Source organism: Nocardioides sp. YIM B13467 (assembly GCF_042788075.1).
GTDB lineage: Bacteria > Actinomycetota > Actinomycetes > Propionibacteriales > Nocardioidaceae > Nocardioides.
Genome location: NZ_JBHZPJ010000009.1, coordinates 103,972 through 119,766, shown reverse-complemented (window position 1 = coordinate 119,766; position 15,795 = coordinate 103,972). Strand labels below are relative to the sequence as shown.

General features: G+C 68.9%; 10 protein-coding genes. 7 read left to right on the top strand and 3 right to left on the bottom strand.

Annotated elements, in window-relative coordinates; translation table 11 throughout:
- Positions 1-245 precede the first annotated feature (245 nt).
- A complete protein-coding gene (gene ppgK, locus ACFX43_RS02825) occupies positions 246-1,001 on the bottom strand; it encodes a polyphosphate--glucose phosphotransferase (RefSeq protein WP_160025998.1) in 756 nt (251 codons plus the stop codon).
- Between the two features lie 77 nt (positions 1,002-1,078).
- Here ppgK and ACFX43_RS02820 point away from each other — a divergent pair, with 77 nt between their 5' ends.
- Positions 1,079-2,497, top strand: coding sequence for a fatty acid desaturase (locus ACFX43_RS02820; protein WP_378816749.1), 1,419 nt, complete (start codon positions 1,079-1,081; stop codon positions 2,495-2,497).
- Positions 2,498-2,563: 66 nt separating this feature from the next.
- On the opposite strand, the gene ACFX43_RS02815 is transcribed toward ACFX43_RS02820, so the two are convergent.
- Both ACFX43_RS02815 and ACFX43_RS02810 read right to left on the bottom strand, forming a co-directional pair.
- Complete coding sequence (locus ACFX43_RS02815) at positions 2,564-4,906, bottom strand: MMPL family transporter (protein ID WP_378816748.1); 2,343 nt, start codon at positions 4,904-4,906, stop codon at positions 2,564-2,566.
- Between the two features lie 25 nt (positions 4,907-4,931).
- Positions 4,932-5,495: a TetR/AcrR family transcriptional regulator gene (locus ACFX43_RS02810; RefSeq protein ID WP_378816745.1), complete on the bottom strand. Its 564-nt coding sequence runs from the start codon at positions 5,493-5,495 to the stop codon at positions 4,932-4,934.
- A gap of 147 nt (positions 5,496-5,642) precedes the next feature.
- Here ACFX43_RS02810 and ACFX43_RS02805 point away from each other — a divergent pair, with 147 nt between their 5' ends.
- The 6 genes from ACFX43_RS02805 to ACFX43_RS02780 all read left to right on the top strand — a co-directional run bounded on the left by ACFX43_RS02805 (position 5,643) and on the right by ACFX43_RS02780 (position 15,631).
- On the top strand, positions 5,643-6,215 hold the full coding sequence (locus ACFX43_RS02805; protein WP_378816744.1) for a TetR family transcriptional regulator: 573 nt from the start codon (positions 5,643-5,645) through the stop codon (positions 6,213-6,215).
- A 67-nt stretch (positions 6,216-6,282) separates the two neighbouring features.
- Complete coding sequence (locus ACFX43_RS02800; protein WP_378816741.1) at positions 6,283-7,491, top strand: M15 family metallopeptidase; 1,209 nt, start codon at positions 6,283-6,285, stop codon at positions 7,489-7,491.
- Between the two features lie 50 nt (positions 7,492-7,541).
- Positions 7,542-9,494: a M13 family metallopeptidase gene (locus ACFX43_RS02795; protein WP_378816738.1), complete on the top strand. Its 1,953-nt coding sequence runs from the start codon at positions 7,542-7,544 to the stop codon at positions 9,492-9,494.
- 162 nt (positions 9,495-9,656) lie between these two features.
- Positions 9,657-11,327, top strand: coding sequence for a M4 family metallopeptidase (locus tag ACFX43_RS02790; protein ID WP_378816735.1), 1,671 nt, complete (start codon positions 9,657-9,659; stop codon positions 11,325-11,327).
- Between the two features lie 562 nt (positions 11,328-11,889).
- Positions 11,890-13,533 (top strand): ABC-F family ATP-binding cassette domain-containing protein, encoded by a 1,644-nt coding sequence (locus ACFX43_RS02785; RefSeq protein WP_378816733.1) that lies wholly within the window; start codon positions 11,890-11,892, stop codon positions 13,531-13,533.
- 13 nt (positions 13,534-13,546) lie between these two features.
- Positions 13,547-15,631: a DEAD/DEAH box helicase gene (locus ACFX43_RS02780; RefSeq protein ID WP_378816730.1), complete on the top strand. Its 2,085-nt coding sequence runs from the start codon at positions 13,547-13,549 to the stop codon at positions 15,629-15,631.
- Positions 15,632-15,795: the final 164 nt, after the last annotated feature.

The following is a 15,795-nucleotide window of genomic DNA, read 5'->3' as shown; positions in this document are numbered from 1 at the left end:
ACTGGGCACTGGTCGTCGGACTGGTCGCGCTGCTGGTGCTTGCCTGCGCGGCGTACGCGGCGTACCGGGTGTTCTGGAACCCGTCGGCGCGACGCCGGCGGGCCGAGCGCAGGGCCTTCCTCGTGGAGGCGAAGAGGACGAGGAAGGCGGGGGCTCCGTGGGATTCTCGACCTGCCTGGCCGCCGATGCCGACCATGCCGCCAATGCCGCCGGCGCAGCCGCCGCCCGGACCGACCGGGCCGCCGTCAGTCGGTGGCGAGCTCTTCGGCGTACAGCGCGGCCCCGACGGCCCCCGCGGTGTTGAGCAGCTTCGCCGGGATGATCTCGGTGTCCAGGTCGAGCAGCGGCAGGAATTCCGCCGCCTCCTTCGAGACCCCTCCGCCGACCAGGAATAGGTCGGGGGAGAAGAGCATCTCCAGGTGCTGGTAGTACCTCTGCAGCCGCTTGGCCCAGTGCTTCCAGGAGAGGTCCTCGCGCTTGCGGGCGATGTTGGAGGCGCGGGTCTCGGCGTCGTGGCCGTCGAGCTCGAGGTGACCGAGCTCGGAGTTGGGCACGAGCACGCCGTCGTAGAGGAGCGCCGAGCCGATGCCGGTGCCGAGCGTGGTCATGATGACCAGCCCGCGGCGACCCTTCGCGGCGCCGTAGCGGACCTCGGCCAGGCCGGCGGCGTCGGCGTCGTTGACCACGTGCACGTCCCGGCCGGTGGCCGCGGTGAAGATCGCGTCCGCGTCGGCCCCGATCCAGGACTTGTCGATGTTGGCCGCGGAGTGGACCACCCCGTGGCGTACGACGCCGGGGACGGTCACGCCGACCTTGCCGTCGTAGTCCGGGAACTGGGAGAGCAGGTCCACGAAGATCTCGGCGATGGCGTCGGGGGTGGAGCGTTCGGGTGTCGGGATGCGTACGCGTTCCTCGGCGAACTCGCCGGTCGCGAGATCGATCGGGGCACCCTTGATGCCCGTGCCGCCGAAGTCGATGCCGAAGGGCAGGCTCGTCGTCATGAGCCCATCCTATTTACAAGCACCGACGTGACGTACGACACTTGACAGATCATCCTGATTTGTCAAAGGGGCCAACGATGGAGATCGCCAACAGCACAGTGCCCGACGGCTCGACCGAACAGTGGCGCGACAAGAAGCGCTATCTGTGGTTGCTCGGCCTGGTGGTGCCGCTCCTCGGGTTCATCGCGATCAGCGGCTGGCATCTCACCGACATCAGCGCGTTCCTGTGGACCGGACCGATCATCATCCTGATCGTGGTCCCGGTCATCGACCTGTTCGCGGGGCTCGACAAGTCCAACCCGCCCGACGACATGATCGAGGCGCTGGAGAACGACAGGTACTACCGCTGGATCGTCTACTCGTACCTCCCGCTGCAGTACGCCGTCTTCATCGGTGGCATGGCGCTCGCCGCCCACGGCGCCCTGGACGGCCACACCCTGAGCATGATCGACCGGGTCGGGCTGGCGATCTCGGTCGGCTGCATCGGCGGCATCGGGATCAACACCGCCCACGAGCTCGGCCACAAGCGCGAGGACGTCGAGCGCTGGCTCTCCAAGGTCGCGCTCGCGCAGAGCTTCTACGGCCACTTCTACATCGAGCACAACCGCGGCCACCACGTCCGCGTCGCGACCCCCGAAGACCCGGCGTCGGCCAAGGTCGGCGAGTCCTTCTACACCTTCTGGCCGCGCACGGTCTCGGGCTCGCTGAAGAGCGCTTGGAGGCTGGAGAAGAAGAGGTACGCCCGCCGCGACCAGCACCCGTTCCGGATCGGCAACGACGTACTCAACGCCTGGCTGATGTCAGCGGTGCTCTGGGGCGGGCTGATCGTGTGGCTCGGGCCCGTGGTGATCCCGTTCCTGCTGATCCAGGCGGTCGTCGGGTTCTCGCTGCTCGAGGTGATCAACTACATGGAGCACTACGGCATGCTGCGCCAACGCGTCGGCCGGCGCTACGAGCGCGTCGACCCCAGCCACTCCTGGAACTCCAACAACATCGCCACCAACGTGCTGCTCTACCACCTGCAGCGCCACAGCGACCACCACGCCAACCCCGTACGCCGCTACCAGACCCTGCGCGACTACAAGGAGTCTCCGGTGCTGCCGACCGGCTATGCCGGGATGATCCTGCTCGCGATCCTGCCGCCGGTCTGGCGCCGGGTGATGGATCCCCGGGTGCTGGCGCACTTCGACGGCGACATGTCGCGGGCCAACATCCTGCCGCGCAAGCGGGACAGGATCCTGGCGAAATATCCGGCGCCGGTCCCAGATCGTGCCGAGACCAGCGACGACACCGTCGCGCAGGTCATCGGCCAGGAGGTGCTGGCCGCCCGCTGTCCCGGGTGCGGCTACACCTACCGAGTGGAGGAGGGCAACGAGGCAGAAGGGTTCGCCGCCGGCACATCGTGGGGGGACGTGCCGGACGACTGGTGCTGCCCGGACTGTGGCGTGCGCGAGAAGGTCGACTTCGTGCCTCTCGCCTCGGACTCCGTCTCGTAGCCGTCCTCGGACGGCGACAGCCCCCGACCTCGTACGAGATCGGGGGCTGTCTGCTGCCGCCGACGGTCAGCGCTTCGCGAGCTCGGGTTCCCGCGGCTCGTCGGCGTAGTGGTCGGCGAGGTAGTGCCGCTCCAGGCTCTCGCCCTCGACGTCGACGTTCGGGAGGATCCGGTCGAGCCACTTCGGCAGCCACCAGGCCTTCTCCCTCATCAGGTACATCAGCGTCGGGATGAGGAGCATCCGCACGATGAAGGCGTCGAAGACGACCGCCGCGGCGAGCGCGAAGCCCATGGACTTGATGATCGGGTCGTCCATCAGGATGAAGCCCGAGAAGACGGCGGTCATGATCAGCGCGGCGGCCGTGACCACCCGGGCCGAGTTGCGGAACCCGTCGACCACGGCCTCCTTGTAGGAGGCACCGTGGACGTGGGCCTCGCGGATCCGGGTGACCAGGAAGACCTGGTAGTCCATCGCCAGGCCGAAGACCAGCCCGATCAGGAAGATCGGCATGAAGCTGACGATCGGCTGGCCATCGAAGATCCCGAAGGCGCCTTCCTGGAAGACCGCGACGGTGACGCCGAGGGTTGCCAGGACCGACAGCAGGAAGCCGAGCGTCGCGGTCAGCGGCACCAGGATCGAGCGGAAGACGAGCATCAGCAGGAGGAACGCCAAGCCGATCACGATCGCGAGGTAGGGCAGCAGCGCGTCGTTGAGCTTCTCGGAGATGTCGGACATGATCGCGGAGGTGCCGGTGACCGCGAGGTCCGCGCCGGTCTCCTCCTCGAGGGCACCCTCGCCCTCGCGCAGCTCCGCCAGCAGGTCCTCGGTCGCCTCGTCCTCCGGGGCGGTCTCCGGCTCGATCAGGATCACCGCGCCGTTCTCGTTGCCCGACGGGGGCACCACCTTGGCGACCCCGTCCAGGGAGCCGGCCCACTCCGCGACCCGGGCGTACGTGGCCTGCTTGGCGGCCGCGTCGCCGGGCGTCTCGCGGGCATCGACCACCAGCATCATCGGGTCGAGGCGGCCCGGCCCGAAGCCCTCCTCGACCAGCTCGACCGCCTGACGGCGCGAGCTGTCCGCGGGGGCCGTGCTGTCGCCGGGCATTCCGAGGTGCAGGTCCTTGAACGGGATGGCCAGGGCGCCCAGGCCGATGACCACGATCAGCACCCAGGCGATCGGCGCCTTGCCGATGAACCGGGCCCAGCGGACACCGTTGTTGAGCACGCGGCCGTTGGCCTCGCGCTTGGGGTTGTAGTGGCGTACGGACAGGCCGAAGGCCTTCGACTTGAACACGCCCAGCAGTGCCGGGAGCAGGGTCAGCGCGACCAGGACGGCGACCACGACGGTGGCTGCGGCGCCCAGGCCCATGTAGGTCAGGAACGGGATGCCGACGACGCTGAGCGCGGAGAGGGCGATCACGACGGTGAGGCCGGCGAAGACGACCGCGGAGCCGGCGGTGCCGACGGCGACGCCGATCGCCTCCTCACGGTCGTCGGTGTGGTCGAGCTCGCTGCGGTAGCGCGCCAGGATGAACAGCGCGTAGTCGATCCCGACCGCGAGACCGATCATCGTGGCGAGCATCGGGGTGGTCGAGGAGACGTCGGTGAACGCGGTGAGAGCCGTGATCCCCATGGTGCCGATGCCGACGCCGATGCCGGCGGTGAGGATCGGGAGCCCGGCGGCCACGAACGAGCCGAAGGTCAGCAGCAGGATGAGCAGGGCGAGCACGATGCCGACCAGCTCGGCGCTGGCGCCGCCGATTTCCTGGACCTGCATGCCCTGGCCGCGCACCTCGACCTGGAGGCCGGAGGCCGCATCGGCCTCCTCGACGACGTCGGTGACCTCCTGCTGCATCTCCGGGGTCACCTCGGAGACGTCGACGTCCTCGAACTGGGTCGAGATCAGGCCGATCCGGCCGTCGTCGGACAGCGTCGGCTGGGCCTCGAGCTGGCCGAGCAGCATCTGCAGCGCCTGCTTCTCGCTCACCTGCTGACCGCTCTGCGCGGACATCGCCTGGGCCGTCGCCGGAGCGGCCGCCTCGGCCATCTCCGGGGTCCAGATGTAGGAGATCTGGTCGGGTACGTCGTCGAGCGCCGCGAGGTTCGTGACGAGCTCGGCCACGGCGGCCTGGTTGTCGGAGCTCGTGAGGGTCTCGCCCTCGGGCGCGGCGACGACCACCTCGATGGAGGCGGCGTCGAGCACCGAGCCCTCTTCGCTGCCCATGATCTCGGGCAGCTCCTCGGCGGCCTCGACCGACTCGAGGCCGGGCATGGTGAAGGTCGTGGACATCGGCTTGGACATCGTGGTCGCCACGGCGCCGATCCCGATGATCACGATCATCCAGACGGCGACGAAGATCGGCCACCGCCGGTAGGCGGTCTTTCCGAGTCGATAGAGCAGCTTGGCCATTTCGGGGTTCCCCCTGGTCAGTGGTTCAGAACAGATCGACGAGGTCGTCGAAGATCCGGGTGAAGTGGTCGGCCACGGTGCCGGCCGAAGGATTGGCGAGGTAGGCGTCGAGCGCGGCGTCGAAGACGACGATCACCAGGCGCAGGGCGACGCCGGCGAGCTCCGGGGTCATCTGGTCGCCTTCGCGTTGAGAGATCACCTCGGCGAAGTGAGCCGTCGCCTTCTCGAAGCGCGCGTGCGCGGCGTCGAGCACCTGCTTGTCGGTCTTGAGGACGCGACGGATGAGGACGAGGTCGTCGTGGTCCACCTTCTCGGCCTCGAGCACCGTGCGCACGAGGACGCCGAGGTCGCGGCCGATGTGTCCGGTGGGGCCGCCTCCGACGAAGGTCGCCCCCAGCTCGGGATCAGGCTCGTGGTCAGGGCCGAGGACGGCATCCATCTTGCTCGGAACGTGGTTGAACAACGTACGTCGCGAAACGCCGACCCGCTCGGCGAGATGGTCCATGGTCCAGCCGTCGAAGCCGAACTCGTCGGTCATCTGGAGCGCGGCGCGATGGATGGCGGCCGCGGTGCGATCCCGTCGCATCATCTCGACATGCTCGATGCATCGCATGCGATTGCACTTTTGCTCATAGAGTGCAGTGTTGCACCCTGGGGGTATTGAGTGCAAAACAATGTGGGCGGGTTCACCCGGCGCTGTCATCTGCAGAAGCGCCAGGCCTTAGACTTTGCCTTCATGGCGGCCGGCGCACCTGAAACCACCCGACAGCGGATCCTCGATGCCGCCGTCGAGATGACCACCGAGTCCGGGTGGGCGAGTGTGACGATGTCGCGCATCGCCCAGCGATGCGGGGTCAGCCGGCAGACGGTCTACAACGACATCGGCGCCAAGCCGGCCCTGGCGAAGTCGCTGATCCTGCGTGAGCTGGAGCAGTTCCTCGCGGTCGTGAGCACGGCCTTCGACCAGGAGGACGACTTCATCCGGGCGATCCGCCAGGCGACGTACGGCGTCCTCGACCGTGCCCAGGACAACAAGCTGCTGCACGCGGTCGTCTCGGCGACCCACGGTGCCGACACCGAGCTGCTGCCCTACCTCACCAGCCACAGCGAGGGACTGCTGGGCTATGCGACCGAGCTCATCCACGAGCACGTCGAGAAGTTCGAGCACGGGCTGACCGACGACCAGGCGGACACCGCCATCGAGATGACCGTTCGCGTGGTCCTCAGCCACGTCATGCAGCCCACGAAGTCACCCGACGAGACCGCCGACGACATCGCCTGGCTGATCTCGCGGGTCCTGAACGGATGAGTTACCAGCGAGTTGGGTGCTGACCAGGCCTCGCCTAACCTTCCTGCGGGGAGGTAGATGGATGCGAATGGTCTCGTGGAGAGCGTCTGCGGCGATCGGTGCGGTGCTCGTGGTGACCCTGGCTGCCTGTGCGGGTGAGCCGTCGAAGCCGGCGTCGTCGAGCGGCAGCCCGAGTCCGAGCGCCAGCGGGGCAGCGAAGGACGAGAGCCCCATCGCCGATCCCTCCCACGCCGTCGACATCCCCGGCAAGCGTGAGGGCACGCTGCACTCCACCGACCTGCTCATCCTCTCCGAGGACACCCTCTCGTCCGGCGACGTCAAGAAGATCCGGGGACTCGACGGCGTCTCCGGCGTCGAGCAGATCTCGATGGCCCAGGTCAGCGTCGAGGGACGGCTGGTGAAGGTGGTCGCCGTCGACCCGTCCACCTACCGCAACTTCGCCCCCTTCCAGAGCGCCGACTCCGACGAGGTCTGGCAGCGCGTCGCCGGCGGCGAGGTGGCGATCGACCCCGAGCGCCAGGACGAGCTCCCGGCCGACAAGGACGGCTTCGTGCGGCTCGGCTCGAAGAAGGACGCGGCCTCTGTCCACGTCGGTGCCTACGCTCCCCAGCCGCCGGGTCTCGCCGCGGCGGTCGTCAACCACAAGTGGGGCGAGGAGATGGGCATGGAGAAGGGCAACGCGCTCATCGTCTCCACCGCCGCCATCGCCCCCAACCGAGTCGTCGAGCCGATCCAGAAAGTCGTCGGCTCGGACGCCTCGGTCCAGCGCCTCGACGTCGTCGCCCGCGCGGGTCTCGACCCCAACGCTCCCCAGAAGGCGTACGTCGTCGGCACCGTCGCCGAAGCCGTCGGCAACTACACCTACCGGGCCAACGGCGACGGCACCATCACTCCGGCCTCGAGCTGGGTCAGCTCCCACATCGTGACCGCCCAGGTGCCGATCCTCGGCTCGGTGACCTGCAACAAGGTGATGATCCCGCAGCTGCGCGCCGCGCTGCAGGAGGTCGTCGACCGCGGCTTGGCCAAGAAGATCAATCCGTCGCAATACGCGGGCTGCTACTACCCCCGCTTCATCGCCAACACCACCCAGCTCTCCAACCACGCCTTCGGCACCGCCGTCGACCTCAACACCGCCGGCAACCAGCGCGGCACCGTCGGCGAGATGGACCGCACCGTCGTCTCCATCTTCGAGCGCTGGGGCTTCACCTGGGGCGGCAACTGGAAGTGGACCGACCCCATGCACTTCGAGATGAACCGCATCGTCAAACCGGGCTGATCCGGGGTTGTTGCTGACCTGCTTGGGACCTCGCATCTACGCTGGGGGGCGTGACGATCCTCGATGACGCCCGTCCGGGCATGGATGACAGCATTCGGCCGCAGGACGACCTGTTCGGGTTCGTCAACGGCACCTGGCTCCGGGAGGTCGAGATTCCGTCCGACCGGTCGAGCTGGGGGCCGTTCGTGATGCTCGCCGACCAGGCCGAGAAGGACGTACGCGCGATCATCGAGGAGCTCGCGGCCTCGGGCGGCGAGCCGGGCAGCGACGCCCAGAAGATCGGCGACCTCTTCGCGAGCTTCATGGACGTGGAGGGGGTGGCCGCGCGCGGCGTACGTCCTCTCGATGGTCTGAGGGCCGCCGTGGACGGGCTCCGCGACGCGGACGACCTGGCGGCGTTCCTGGGCGAGGTCGAGCGGATCGGCGGTCACGGGCTGTTCGGCTCCTACGTCGACAACGACGACAAGCAGTCCGACCGCTACATCTTCAACCTGCTCCAGGGTGGCCTCGGGCTGCCCGACAAGGACTACTACTTCGACGAGAAGTTCGCCGAGGTGCTGGGGAAGTACGCCGACTACCTGACCCGCCTCTACGAGCTCGCCGAGCACCCCGACCCGCGTGCGGCCGCCGAGACGATCATCCGGATCGACACCCGCCTGGCCGAGGGCCACTGGGCGCGCGAGGAGACCCGCGACAAGCAGAAGACCTACAACCTGCTGACCCTCGCCGAGCTGCGCGAGCTGGCCCCCAACTTCAACTGGGATGCGTACGTCCGCAACCTCTCCGGCTCGAAGCTGACCACCGAGGCGGTGCTCGGTGAGGTGGTCGTGCGGCAGCCGTCGTTCTTCTCGCACCTCTCCACCGTGCTCGGCGAGGTCGACATCGACGACTGGAAGCTGTGGCTCTACTTCCACGTGCTCCGCTGGGCGGCTCCCTACCTGACCGACGACTTCGTCGAGACCAACTTCGACTTCTACGGGCGCACCCTCAACGGCACCCCAGAGCTGCGCGAACGCTGGAAGCGCGGGGTGGCGATCGTGGAGGGCGCGATCGGTGAGGCGGTCGGCAAGGAGTACGCCGCGCGTCACTTCCCGCCCGAGGCGAAGGCGCAGATGGACGAGCTCGTCCACAACCTCCTGGAGGCCTACCGCAAGTCGATCTCCGAGCTCGACTGGATGGGTGAGGAGACCAAGGAGAAGGCGTACGAGAAGCTCGACAAGTTCACGCCGAAGATCGGCTACCCGTCGAAGTGGCGCGACTACTCGGCGCTGACCATCTCCAAGGACGACCTGATCGGCAACGTCTCGGCCGCCTCGGTCTTCGAGACCGACCGGCAGCTCGGCAAGCTCGGCAGCCCGGTGGACCGCGACGAGTGGTTCATGCTGCCGCAGACGGTCAACGCCTACTACAACCCCGGCACCAACGAGATCTGCTTCCCGGCCGGGATCCTGCAGCGCCCGTTCTTCGACAAGGACGCGCACCCGGCGGAGAACTACGGCGGCATCGGCGCGGTCATCGGTCACGAGGTCGGGCACGGCTTCGACGACCAGGGCGCCCAGTTCGACGGCGACGGCAACATGCAGGACTGGTGGTCGCCGGAGGACAAGGCGGCCTTCGAGGTGAAGACCAAGGCGCTCATCGAGCAGTATTCGGCGCTCTCGCCGCGGGACCTGCCGGGTGAGTTCGTCAACGGTGCGCTGACCGTCGGCGAGAACATCGGCGACCTGGGTGGCCTGACGATCGCGCACACCGCCTACATGCTCGCCGCCGGCGGTTCCGCCGGCGTCGGCGACCGGCAGCGGCTCTTCCTCAACTGGGCCTACGTGTGGCGTACGGTGCGACGCAAGGAGCAGGCGCAGCAGTACCTCACGATCGACCCGCACAGCCCGCCCGAGTTCCGTGCCAACATCGCGCGGAACCTGGACGAGTTCCACGAGGTTTTCGGCACCGCTCCCGGCGACGGACTGTGGCTCGATCCGGAGGACCGAGTGCGCATCTGGTGATATGCCCCCGGGTGCGTTTGGTTAATTCTTGATAACGACGTAAACGAGTTACGCGGGGCGACCGCTTCATAAAGCTGCATTGCAGGAATTTGTTCGGTCGCACACCCGATTCGGGTGGAAGGATCCGGTCCGATCCTGGTCCTGATCTCGAGGAGAACCCCCATGCGTAGATTCGTTCGAGCGGCTGGTGCCACCACCGCTGCCGCCGTTGCAGGAACCGCCTTCATCGCCTCCTTCGGAAGCCCGGCCGGCGCCACCCCTGCCGACTCCGCCTCCGCCATCACGCCAGAGACCCTGGCTGCCCAGAAGGTCATCGACGACGAGTCGATCGCGGACAAGGCGATCAGCGCGCTGACGAGCAAGCCGTCGACCTGGAAGGTCGGCGCGGGCCAGGAGCTCGAGCCCGTGGTGACCCTGAAGGACGCCAACGGCGCCACCCACGTCCGGATGAACCGGACGTACGAGGGCCTCGAGGTCGTCGGCGGCGACCTGGTCGCCCACCAGAGCAAGGCCGGCACCCTGACCTCGGTCTCCCAGGGGCTGACCAAGGTGCTCGACCTCTCGGTGAAGCCGGCCGTCACCGGGGCCGCGGCCACCAAGGCCGCGCTGACCCTCGACGCCGTCACCAAGAAGATCACCAAGCTCCAGGCCGACAAGAAGTACGCACCCGAGCTCGTCGTCGACGCTGTCGACGGCACCCCGACGCTGGCGTGGCGGGTGACCACCAAGGGCAAGCAGGCCGACGGCACCCCCTCGCGCCTGGCGACGTACGTCGACGCGGAGACCGGCAAGGTGCTGCGCCGGGTCGAGGGCATCCACACCATCGACGGCGAGGGCAACACCCTCTACTCCGGGACCGTCCCGCTGCAGGTGAAGCAGAACGGATCGACGTACGAGCTGCGTGACGAGACCCGCGGCGGCACCTACACGACCGACATGAACAACGCCGAGGACAGCCTGCTGTGCCAGCTCCTCGGGTTCGGCTGCGCGGCCGGGACGGTGGTCACGAGCCCGACCACGACCTTCGGCAACGGCTCCAACGACGACCGGGCGACCGCGGCGGCCGACGCGCAGTACGGCACCAACGTCACCTGGGACTACTTCAAGAACGTCCACGCCCGCGACGGCATCTTCGGCGACGGCTCGGGCTCCTACAACCGGGTCCACTACGGCAACGACTACGTCAACGCGTTCTGGGACGGCGAGAAGATGACGTACGGCGACGGCGACGGTGTCGGCTACGGGCCGCTGGTCTCGCTGGACGTCGCGGGCCACGAGATGACCCACGGTGTCACCGAGAACACCTCGGGCCTGGAGTACTCCGGTGAGTCCGGTGGCCTCAACGAGTCGACCTCGGACATCTTCGGCACGGCGGTCGAGTTCTACGCCGACAACGCCGAGGACCAGGGCGACTATCTGATCGGTGAGTCGTTCATCCTCGACGGTGGCGACCCGCTGCGCCGGATGGACAACCCGTCCGTCGACGGCAACTCGGTCAACTGCTGGTCGTCCTCGACCGGCAACCTCGACGTCCACTACTCCAGCGGCGTCGGCAACCACTTCTTCTACCTGCTCTCCGAGGGCTCGGGCACGAAGACGATCGGTGGGGTCGAGCACTCGAGCACGACCTGTGACGGCTCGACGATCGCCGGGATCGGTCGCGACAAGGCGGAGCAGATCTGGTTCCGGGCCAACTCGACCTACTTCACCTCGACCACCGACTACGCCGGCGCGCGCGACGCTACGGTGCAGGCGGCCTCGGACCTCTACGGTGCCTCCAGCCCAGAGGTCGCGGCGGTCGAGGCGACGTGGACCGCGGTCTCCGTGAGCTGATCCCGCCACACTGACAACAGAGTCGTCCGACGGCGTCGTTTTCCTTCTGGAGGCGGCGCCGTCGACCGCTTTGGGTAACTAAAGTACGAATTCGGGCGTGTGGTTATGCCGGTTCGGCGATTGGACGCATACTGGAGATGCCGGGCCGGTTCTGCGGGTCCCCGTGGGGGAGGACCAACAGCGCCGGCTCGGCGTTTGTTTGTGCGCTCGGTGAATAACGGTTCGCGTGGACGGGTCGTCGCTGTCTACCCTGGAGGCATGTACTCCGGTATCGCCTACATGCGCCTGCGCCCCGCCGCCTGACGGCGGCGCTGCGAGGCATACTCACGCCGCTGTCCGGCCCTACGGAGACAGCCGAACGATCCCGCCTGCTGCGCGCCGCGATGCGGCACGCCGGCGGCGTTGCCAGCGCTCAACAGGCGTCCAGCCTGCCTTCGCGCTGGCGCCTTGCCGGCGCACTCGCCTCGCGACGCTCGCGACGGCGCGATCGTTCAGCTGCCTCCTAGCCGGGTAGCTGATCTCGCTTTCCCGGCTCCCGTATGCGAGCTGGAAGTTCACTTTCGTGTCTGTACAGACCCACCACACCTCTGCCCACCTGCGCGCCGAGGACATCTCCGTCACCCGCGGCGGTCGCCCCGTTCTGCGCGGCGTCTCCCTGACCGTCTCCGCCGCCAACCGGTCCCGGTTGGCCATCGTCGGCGAGAACGGTCGGGGCAAGACCACGCTGCTCCACGTCCTCGCCGGGCTGCTTGATCCCGACTCCGGCCATGTGCAACGGCACGGCAGTCTCGGGATCGCGCAGCAGGCCTTGGATATACGCGCCGGGGACACCGTCGGCACCCTCACCTCCGCCGCTCTGGCCGAGTCCCACTTCGCGCTCCGCGCACTCGACGACGCGGCCGCGGCGTTGTCGGACGACCCGACGGACTCCGGCGGGACGTACGCCGCCGCGCTGGAGCGTGCGACCTCGCTGGACGCCTGGGACGCCGACCGCCGGGTCCAGATCGCCTTGGAGGCGCTCGGTGCGTGCACCGATCACGGACGAGAGCTGGCGACGCTGTCGGTCGGCCAGCGCTACCGGGTGCGGCTGGCCTGTCTGCTCGGGGCCCACCACGACCTCCTCGTGCTCGACGAACCGACCAACCATCTCGACGCGTCGGGGCTGGCGTTCCTGACCGAGCGGGTCCGGGCCCATGCCGGCGGAGTCGTGCTCGTCTCCCACGATCGCGCGCTGCTGCGCGAGGTCGGCGAGGAGTTCCTCGACCTGGATCCGAGCGAGGACGGCCGGCCCAGGACGTACGCCGGTGGCTACCAGGGCTGGCAGGACGGTCGGCGCCGCGACCGGGAGCGCTGGGAGCAGGACTACGCGGCTCAGCAGGAGGAGCACCGGCGGCTGCAGGACTCGGTCTCGGCGGCGCGGGACCGGCTGAGCGCCGGCTGGCGCCCGCCGAAGGGCACCGGCAAGCATCAACGACAGACCCGAGCGCCCGGTCTGGTGCGCTCCTTCAACCGTGACCTCGCGGCGCTCGAGGCGCACCGCATCTCCGTGCCGGAGCCGCCGATGTCGTTGCGGTTCCCGGTGCTCTCCTCGGATGTCGGGGGCACGCTGCTGCGGTGTGAAGGCGTACGCGTGCCCGGCCGGTTGCCCGGACCCGTCTCGTTCGCTCTCGACGGCGGCGAGCGGCTCGTCGTCACCGGTCCGAACGGGGCGGGCAAGTCGACGTTGCTGCAGGTGCTGGACGGCGTACTTCCGCCGTCCGAGGGGTCGGTATGGACATCGTCGGGGGTGCGGGTCGCGCTCGTCGGTCAGGAGGAGCCCGAGTGGGCGCCGGGCCTGACGGCGGCGGAGGTCTACTCCCAGCACTGTGGCCAGCTGGTCGCCGCCGGGATGGTGCCGGAGCGGGCGATCCCGTCGCTCCGGTCGACCGGACTGGTGGACGCCGAGGCGCGGCGTACGCCTGCCGCGCGGCTGTCCCAAGGGCAGCAGCGGCGGCTCGAGCTGGCGCTTCGGCTGGCCTCGCTCCCGCAGGTGCTGGTCCTGGACGAGCCGACCAACCACCTCTCGGCCGGGCTGGTCGACGAGCTGACGGTGGCGTTGCGCGCGACGCCCGCCGCGGTGGTGGTGGCCACGCACGACCGGCAGATGCTGGCCGACCTGTCCGACTGGCCCCGGTTGGCGCTGGACAACTCTGTGGGCGGTCCCTGATAGACCTGTGGTCATGACTGATCCGGCCGTTGACGTACGTGCTCGTGCTGAGGCGCATCTGCAGGCGCTGGTGGGGCGCCCGGATGCGGCCCTGCGCGAGGACCAGTGGTCGGCGATCTCGGCGCTCGCCGTCGAGCGTCGCCGGGCGCTGGTCGTGCAGAAGACCGGTTGGGGGAAGTCGGCGGTCTACTTCGTGGCGACGCTGCTGCTGCGCGAGGCCGGTCTCGGGCCGACCGTGATCGTCTCGCCGCTGCTCGCGCTGATGCGCAACCAGATCGCGGCGGCGCAGCGGGCCGGGATCCGGGCGGTGACGATCAACTCGACCAACCCCGAGGACTGGATCTCGATCGAGGAGGCCATCCACGCCGGCGAGGTGGATGTCCTGCTCGTCTCCCCCGAGCGGCTCAACAACCCGAAGTTCCGCGACGCGGTGCTGCCTCGGCTGGCTGCCGAGTGTGGCCTGCTGGTGGTCGACGAGGCCCACTGCATCTCCGACTGGGGGCATGACTTCCGGCCCGACTACCGCCGGATCCGCACACTACTGGCCGACCTTCCCGACGGGATCCCGGTGCTCTCGACGACCGCGACCGCCAACTCTCGGGTGACCTCGGACGTCGCCGAGCAGATGGGTGAGGGCGTCCTCGTGCTGCGCGGCTCGCTGGACCGGGAGTCGCTGCGGCTCGGGGTGGTCACATTGAAGACTCCTGAGCAGCGGCTGGCCTGGCTCTCCGACCATCTCTCCGAGCAGCCAGGGTCGGGCATCGTCTACTGCCTGACCGTGGCCGCGACCGAGGAGATCGCCGACTATCTGCGCTCGCGCGGTCATGACGTGGCCGCCTACTCCGGGCGCACGGAGGCGGCGGAGCGGGCCGACCTGGAGGAGTCGCTGGCCGCCGGGAAGGTCAAGGCGCTGGTGGCGACCTCGGCGCTCGGGATGGGCTTCGACGCGACCCTCGGGTTCGTGGTCAACATGGGCGCGCCCTCCTCGCCGGTCTCCTACTACCAGCAGGTCGGCCGTGCCGGGCGTGGCACCTCCGACGCATCCGTGGTGCTGCTCCCCGGCGTCGAGGACCGCGACATCTGGGCCTACTTCGCCTCGTTGGCGTTCCCGCGCGAGGAGCAGGTGCGCCAGACCCTCGGGGTCCTGTCCGAGGCCGGCCGGGCCCTGTCGACGCAGGCGTTGGAGACGTACGTCGACCTGTCGCGGTCACGCCTGGAGCAGATGCTCAAGGTGCTCGACGTCGACGGCGCCGCCCGCCGGGTCGGCGGTGGCTGGGAGGCGACCGGTGTCCCGTGGGACTACGACGCGGAGCGGTACGCCCGGGTCGCAGAGGCCCGGCGCCGCGAGCAGGACGCGATGCTCGCCTACATCTCGACCGATCAGTGCCGGATGCGGTTCCTGCGCGAGCAGCTCGACGATCCCGGTGCCGTCGACTGCGGCCGGTGTGACAACTGCGGTGGCTTCGCGGTGACGTCGTCGGTCTCCGAGGGAGCGGTCGAGGAGGCCTCGGCGCGGCTGTCGCGCCCCGGGGTGGTCGTGGAGCCGAAGAAGATGTGGCCCACCGGCCTCGACCGGCTCGGCATCTCGCTCAAGGGCAAGATCAAGGACGGCCCGCTCGAGGGACGTGCGGTCGCGCGGCTGACCGACCTCGGCTACGGCCAGGCGCTGCGCGACCTCTTCCGCGAACCCGCTCAGGACGGCCCGGTCCCGGTGCCGCTGGTGAAGGCGGTCGTCGAGGTCCTCGGCGACTGGCGTCCTCGGGTCGGCGGCATCGTCTACGTCGAGTCCTCGACCCGCCCCACGCTGACCCACGACTTCGCCGAAGGCCTCTCGCGCTATCTCCGCGTCCCCGTCCTCGGCTCGTGGGCCATCGTCGATCCCGACGTCGGCCCCGGCCAGGGCGCCTCCAACTCCGCCCAGCGCGTCGCCGCCATCGGCCGCCGCTTCTCGCTCCAGGCCGATGTCCCGCCCGGCGCCGGCGTACTCCTCATCGATGACCGCATCGCCACCGGCTGGACCGTCACCCTCGCCGCCCGAGCCCTCCTCGACGCCGGCGCCGCCACCGTCCACCCCCTCGTCCTCGCCACCACCACCTGACGACCCCCGCCGAGGCGTCACGCCCGTCGGTCGAGGCGTCACCCACGTCGGTCGAGACGTCACCCTGCTGCCCACTCGGCCGACGTGCCTGACGCCTCGGCATGACTGTTTCCACGGTGAGTGGACCTGGTTACTTTCGCGTGGTTTTGGTTACTCCAAACTGA